Below are 5,906 nucleotides of genomic sequence, written 5' to 3'. Positions count from 1 at the left end.
CTCCTGGCCACCTGGACCGGCGCCTGCTCGATATGCGGCCAACCTGCACCAACCCCCGAACCCCACCACCGGACCTAACAAAGCCCTACTAGTGCCGTGACCGGCAAAGCTTGCCGGGAACTAGGCCTGATCCGAAAGACAGGCCTGCACGCCTCAGGAGGCGTCCACCACGGTCGTCCGGCGGGCCACGCCCAGCACGCACGCTGAGGTGGGGAGCCGGATCCCCCTGTCCGGCATCTTCACCTTGCGGTACGTCTCCACCACGAACCCGGCCTCCTCGATCGCGGTGAGCGTGTCCCGCGCCGTATGACACCCGCCGCCCAGCAGCGGCCACACCGTGCGGTCCAGTGCCTGCTGCACCGTCGCCATGGCGCGGTCATCGGCCCGCACATGCTCGAAGAAGCGCAGCTCCCCGCCCGGACGCAGCACCCGCTCGATCTCCGCGAGCGACCGCTCGACATTCCGTACGGTGCACAGCACCAGTGACGCGACTGCCCCGTCGAACGCCTCGCTCTTCACCGGCAGCGCCTCCGCGGCACCCGGCACGACATCCACCGGAATACCGGCACGCAGTGCGGACCGTACCGCCAACTGCCGCAGGCTGCGCTCGGGTTCGATCGCCACCACTTCGGAGACGGCGGGCGGATAGTGGGCGAAGTTCAGGCCGTTTCCCACACCGATCTCGATGACGCGTCCGGACAGGCCGGCGAGCAGTTCCGAGCGAATGGCGGCCATCCCGGCCTTGGTCTCCGCCGCCACACTCATGCGGGCGTAGAAGCGGGCGAAGACCGGGTGGTGCACCGCGTCCTTCGGGATCTTCGTGCTCCGCAGATGCATGACGGACCTCCTCGACAGGACCGGCTGCACCGGACGACTCGGTCGGGCGGAGCCGCCCGACGGGAGCTGCCCGACCTGAGAAATCCGGCCGGTAAAGTACGGCTGCTTTGATTCTGCCCCGTCCTGGGCCGCTCAGCCGCTAGTCGGCGGTCCGGTTCCCGCCCAACTCCGCGGTCAGCCAACTCGCCGCCCGAGCACGGAATTCGGCGGGTGTGAGGGCGCCCGCGCCCGCCGGTACGCTGCCCAGCAGCGGCGCTCCCGCCGCCACCGGCAGATCGTCGAGATTGCAGCGCGCGGCCAGATCCGGTTCGGCGGGCATGCTGCCCACGACCACGCCCAGGCACTCCAGCCCGCGCGCCCGCAGCGCCTCCGAGGTCAGGGCGGTGGAATTGAGCGTGCCGAGCCCGGCGGGTACCACGACCAGGACCGGAGCGCCGAGCAGCCGCGCCGCGTCCGCGAGCGTGGCGCCTTCGTCGTCGAACCGTACGAGCAGCCCTCCCGCGCCCTCGACCAGCACCAGATCGTGCTCGGCGGCAAGCTTTTCGGCCGCCTCCGCGATCTGTTCCGGGCGCACGGGCGCCAGGCCCGCCCGTCGCGCGGCCGTGTCCGGCGCCAACGGCTCGGGGAACCGGGCCAGTTCGAGGCCGGTCACCGCCTCGCCTGCAAGCCTGCGCACCTCGAAGACATCGCCCGGCTCGCCCGGCGCAACGCCCGTCTGGGCAGGCTTGAGTACCGCGACCGAACGCCCGGCGGCGACCGCCACCGCGGCCACGGCCGCCGTGACGACCGTCTTGCCGATCTCCGTACCCGTACCGCTCACCATCAGTACCGACATCTCAGCCCTCCCGCGCCGCCGCGCACACCGCACGGCAGATTCGCGCCAGATCGTCGTCGCCCGTCACGTACGGCGGCATCGTGTAGATCAGGTCCCGGAACGGGCGCAGCCACACGCCCTCACGGACCGCGGCCGCGGTGGCCGCCGCCATGTTCACGTCGTGATCGAGCTGTACGACGCCGATGGCGCCCAGCACGCGCACATCCCGTACACCTGCGATCGCGCGGGCCCCGGCCAGGCCCCCCAGCAACCCCGCTTCCAGGCGCTTGACGTCCTGTTGCCAGTCCTGGCCGAGCAGCAGATCGATCGAGGCGAGGGCCACCGATGCGGCCAGCGGATTGCCCATGAAGGTCGGCCCGTGCGCAAGCACCGGGACCTTGCCGCGCGAGATCCCGTCCGCCACCCGTGAGGTGCAGAGAGTTGCCGCCATCGTCAGATAACCGCCGGTCAGCGCCTTGCCGACGCACATCACGTCGGGGGAGACCCCCGCATGCCCGGCGGCGAACAGTTTCCCCGTACGCCCGAAACCGGTCGCGATCTCGTCGAACACCAACAGCACGTCATGGGCGTCGCACGCCTCGCGCAGCACCCGCAGATAGCCGGGGGAGTGGAACCGCATCCCGCCCGCACCCTGCACCACCGGCTCCACGATCACCGCGGCCAGCTCATCGGCATGCTGCGCGATCAGCTCCCGCAGATGTTGTACGTACGTCTCATCCGGTTCCTCGTCGAAACCGCCCGGCGGCTCGTCGGCGAAGACCTGTTGCGGCAGCACCCCCGACCACAGCTCATGCATGCCGCCCTCGGGGTCGCAGACCGACATCGGCTGCCAGGTGTCCCCGTGGTAGCCGCCGCGCCAGGTCAGCAGCCGCTGTTTGGCGGGCTTTCCGGTCGAGTTCCAGTACTGCAGACACATCTTCACCGCGACCTCGACCGACACCGAACCCGAGTCGGCGAGGAAGACATGGCGCAGCGGCTCCGGTGTGATCTCGACCAGCCGTGCGGCCAGCCGCACGGCGGGCTCATGGGTGAGCCCGCCGAACATCACATGGCTCATCCGGTCCAGCTGGCCACGCGCCGCCTCATTGAGCACCGGGTGGTTGTAGCCGTGCACCGCCGACCACCAGGACGACATGCCGTCGACCAACTCGCTCTGCCCGTAGGCCGGTTCGGCGAGCCGGAGACGTACCCCGGACGCGGACTCCACCACCAGCGGCTCCTGCCGGCCCGGCATCGGGCCGTACGGATGCCAGACGTGGTCCCGGTCCAGGGTCCGCAGCTCGGCCGGGGAGAGGGGTTCAGGCATTGGGTGCGAGATCCGTTCCCGCGCCACGACGGCGGACCGCCACCAGATCCGTTCGCGCGCCCGGCACCCCGGCCTCGGCGTCCCCCGGTTCGTCGGTCACATCACCGCAGGGCGCACAGCCCCCCGCGTGCGAGCCGCAGCCGCCACCGGTCTCCGCCTCGGCCGCCGCGTCCGTACGGTGCCGGGGCAGCGTCGTCGTACCCGCGCCCTCCACCTCGAAACCGGCGTCCGCGATCATGTCCAGATCCGCCTGCCCCGCCTGGCCCTCACTGGTCAGGTAGTCGCCCAGGAAGATCGAGTTGACCAGGTGCAGGGCGAGCGGCTGCATCGAGCGCAGATGTACTTCGCGGCCGCCCGCGAGTCGGACCTCGACATCCGGGCAGACGAACCGGACCATCGCCAGAATGCGCAGACAGCGCTGCGGGGTGAGGTTCCACTCCTTGGCGAGCGGGGTCCCCTCGAACGGGATCAGGAAGTTCACCGGAACCGAGTCCGGGTCCAGCTCGCGCAGCGAGAAGACGACGTCGACCAGATCCGCGTCGCTCTCACCCATCCCGGCGATCAGCCCGGAGCACGCCGAGAGTCCCGCGGCCTGCGCCTGCTGGACGGTCTCCACCCGGTCCGCATAGGTGTGGGTGGTGGTGATGTCCCCGTACGTCCCCTCGGACGTATTGAGGTTGTGGTTGTACGCGTCGGCGCCCGCAGAACGCAGCCGGTCCGCCTGCCCGGCGGAGAGCAGACCGAGGCAGGCGCACACCTCGACACCCTCGTTCTGTTCCTTGATGGCTTCGATCGTCTGCGACACTCGGTCGACGTCCCGGTCCGTCGGACCGCGGCCGCTCGCCACCAGACAGACACGCTTCGCGCCGCCCGCCACCCCGGCGGCGGCGGCCTTCGACGCCTCGTCCGGTTTCAGCCAGGTGTACTTGAGGATCTCGGCCTTCGAGCCGAGCCGCTGCGAGCAGTACGAGCAGTCCTCGGGGCAGAGTCCGGACTTGAGATTGACCAGATAGTTCAGCTTCACCCGCCGACCGAACCACTGACGGCGCACCTTCCCGGCTGCGGCCACCACTTCGAGCAGGTCGTCGTCCGAGGTCGCCAGCACGGCGAGGGCTTCTTCGCGGGTCGGCAGCTCGCGCCGCAGCCCCTTGTCCACCAACGTGTTCAGGAGGTCCATGGTCATGATCCTGGCTTACGGCACCGCCCGCAGCCAAGGAGGAACCGGACAATAGAGCCCACAGAGCGTGTGTGTATTGCCACACAATGACAGGCCGCGCCTCCGGTTAGGGTCTGTGGGCTGCCTACAAAAGGGACCGCTGACATGTCCTTCGCCCCGTTCGACTGGATCGATGACGAGGCGCGCCGCCGTGCGGATGCCGGCCTCGTCCGTACCCTGCGCCCCCGGCCCGCCGAGCCGGAACTGCTGGACCTCGCGAGCAACGACTACCTGGGCCTCACCCGGCACCCCGAGGTGACCGCGGCCGCCGCCGAGGCCGCGCACCGGTGGGGTGCGGGCGCCACCGGCTCCCGGCTGGTCACCGGTTCCACCGTGCTGCACGCCGACCTCGAACGCGAACTGGCCGAATTCTGCGGTTTCGAAGCGGCTCTGGTCTTCTCCTCCGGCTACGCGGCCAATCTCGCCGCGCTCACCGCCCTCACCGGTCGTGGCTCCTTGATCGTCTCCGACGCAGGTAATCACGCCTCCATCGTGGACGGCTGCCGCCTCTCCCGGGCGGACACCGTCGTTGTACCCCACGCCGATCCCGAAGCCGTCGCCAAGGAGCTGCGCGCGCACCGCGGCCGCGCCCTGGCCGTCACCGACTCGGTCTTCTCCGTCGACGGAGACGCCGCGCCGCTGCAGGAACTGGCCGGCGTCTGCGGTACGGAGGGCGCCGCGCTGCTCGTCGACGACGCGCACGGCCTGGGCGTGCTCGGGGAGGGCGGGCGCGGCGCCCTCGCCGCCGCCGGTCTCGCGGGTGGTGACGGGATCGTCACCACCCTGACACTCTCCAAGTCCCTGGGCAGTCAGGGCGGGGCGGTCCTCGGGCCGGCCCGGGTGATCGACCATCTGGTCAACGCGGCCCGCACCTTCATCTTCGATACCGGGCTCGCACCGGCCGCGACGGGCGCGGCTCTCGCGAGCCTGCGCCTCCTGCGTCGCGAGCCGGTACGCGCGGGCAGGGCCCGTACGGTCGCCACCGCACTGTACGAACGGCTGACCGCGGAAGGGCTGACGGCCGTACGCCCCGACGCCGCAGTCGTCTCGGTCCGGGCACCTTCGCCGGACGCGGCGGTGCGCTGGGCGGCCGACTGCCGAGCGGCCGGGATCGCGGTGGGCTGCTTCCGCCCGCCGTCGGTCCCGGACGGCATCTCGCGGCTGCGGCTCACCGCACGCGCCGATCTGACGGAGGCGCAGATCGCGACCGCGGTGGCGACCATCCTGCGGACCGCGCCACTGACCTGATCTGGCCTGACCGGCAAGCCGACCGGACCGTCATGCGGACCTGAGAAGTCCTTAGGGCGCCGCGCGGCTCCTCGCATCATGAGCGAAGCGAGGCATTCCCCAAGGCGGCAACGACACCGTCGTAGGAACTGGCCGACTGGCCAGTCCGGACGCGCGGCGCGGACTCCGCAGTTCCTCCACGAGTCCGCGGCGACGTACTGCGGAGCCGTGCCGCCACCCACCATCTCGTTGGATGGCCGTCACAGCGGGCAGCATCAGTGACAACCTGGCGCGAAGCACATGCCGGACCGGTCGCGGGTCGGTTCGGGCGGGAAAGGGACGGCTCGCCATGACAGACCATCAAGAGGCGCGTGTCACTCCCTGACTGCCCTAGGGCCTGTTCTGAGTTCCCCGCCTGCGCCCCGACGCCCGGCACGCACGCTCGCCGCACGGCGCCGCAGGACAGGTGGCTCCGCCACATGACC

General features: G+C 70.7%; 5 protein-coding genes. 1 reads left to right on the top strand and 4 read right to left on the bottom strand.

Going from position 1 to position 5,906, the window contains the following annotated elements; translation table 11 throughout:
- Nucleotides 1–153 precede the first annotated feature (153 nt).
- The 4 genes from AB0915_RS37975 to bioB all read right to left on the bottom strand — a co-directional run bounded on the left by AB0915_RS37975 (nt 154) and on the right by bioB (nt 4,155).
- The gene (locus AB0915_RS37975; protein ID WP_366695802.1) at nt 154–837 is read right to left on the bottom strand and encodes a methyltransferase domain-containing protein; all 684 of its coding nucleotides are present in this window, start codon (nt 835–837) and stop codon (nt 154–156) included.
- A 139-nt stretch (nt 838–976) separates the two neighbouring features.
- On the bottom strand, nt 977–1,672 hold the full coding sequence (gene bioD / locus AB0915_RS37970; RefSeq protein WP_366695800.1) for a dethiobiotin synthase: 696 nt from the start codon (nt 1,670–1,672) through the stop codon (nt 977–979).
- 1 nt (nt 1,673) lies between these two features.
- A complete protein-coding gene (locus AB0915_RS37965; protein ID WP_366695798.1) occupies nt 1,674–2,978 on the bottom strand; it encodes an adenosylmethionine--8-amino-7-oxononanoate transaminase in 1,305 nt (434 codons plus the stop codon).
- Entirely contained in the window at nt 2,971–4,155 is a 1,185-nt protein-coding gene (gene bioB, locus AB0915_RS37960; RefSeq protein WP_366695804.1) for a biotin synthase BioB, read from the bottom strand. Before bioB ends, AB0915_RS37965 begins: the two co-directional genes overlap by 8 nt.
- A gap of 144 nt (nt 4,156–4,299) precedes the next feature.
- On the opposite strand from bioB, the gene AB0915_RS37955 reads away from it, so the two are divergent.
- Nucleotides 4,300–5,442 (top strand): 8-amino-7-oxononanoate synthase, encoded by a 1,143-nt coding sequence (locus AB0915_RS37955; RefSeq protein ID WP_366695796.1) that lies wholly within the window; start codon nt 4,300–4,302, stop codon nt 5,440–5,442.
- Nucleotides 5,443–5,906 lie beyond the last annotated feature (464 nt).

This window comes from Streptomyces sp. NPDC048411, from assembly GCF_040704695.1.
GTDB lineage: Bacteria > Actinomycetota > Actinomycetes > Streptomycetales > Streptomycetaceae > Streptomyces.
The sequence above is the reverse complement of the archived record's forward strand: the minus strand, read 5'-3'. Positions and strand labels throughout refer to the sequence as shown.

What these genes read in the sequence shown, in the direction of transcription:
- AB0915_RS37955 (WP_366695796.1), top strand. Translation starts at nt 4,300, where the DNA reads ATGTCCTTCGCCCCGTTCGACTGGATCGATGACGAGGCGCGCCGCCGT.
- bioB (WP_366695804.1), bottom strand. Translation starts at nt 4,155, where the DNA reads ATGGACCTCCTGAACACGTTGGTGGACAAGGGGCTGCGGCGCGAGCTG.
- AB0915_RS37965 (WP_366695798.1), bottom strand. Translation starts at nt 2,978, where the DNA reads ATGCCTGAACCCCTCTCCCCGGCCGAGCTGCGGACCCTGGACCGGGAC.
- bioD (WP_366695800.1), bottom strand. Translation starts at nt 1,672, where the DNA reads ATGTCGGTACTGATGGTGAGCGGTACGGGTACGGAGATCGGCAAGACG.
- AB0915_RS37975 (WP_366695802.1), bottom strand. Translation starts at nt 837, where the DNA reads ATGCATCTGCGGAGCACGAAGATCCCGAAGGACGCGGTGCACCACCCG.